This window comes from Rhizobium ecuadorense (genome assembly GCF_001187535.1).
In the GTDB taxonomy this organism is placed as follows: Bacteria; Pseudomonadota; Alphaproteobacteria; order Rhizobiales; family Rhizobiaceae; genus Rhizobium; species Rhizobium ecuadorense.
This window is the reverse complement of the sequence record NZ_LFIO01000295.1, coordinates 1-249: the sequence shown is the minus strand read 5'-3', so window position 1 is coordinate 249 and position 249 is coordinate 1. Positions and strand designations below refer to the sequence as shown.

General features: G+C 54.6%; 1 pseudogene. It reads right to left on the bottom strand.

From position 1 onward, the window contains the following. Positions 1-249 (bottom strand): annotated as a pseudogene (locus AF337_RS06555) (arylsulfatase); the annotation flags it as partial.

The window sequence follows — 249 nt, the reverse complement described above, 5'->3', positions numbered from 1 at the left end:
ACGTAGCCGTCGAAGAACGGAATGCCGACAACGCCTTCCTTGCCGTCGATCACGGGCGTATCGACATATTGACCGTTGATCTTGAAGTCTTCCTTTACCTCACCTCCGGCCTTGCCGGACAGCGAGCCCTTTGTCACTTTCTGGAACAAAGCGCGGGTTTCCGCATCCATATCAGGGAACCAGGTCGGGTCGGCATAGGTGTAGGCATTGAGGTGATAGAGGCCGACATACTTCATTTCGTCGTAACCC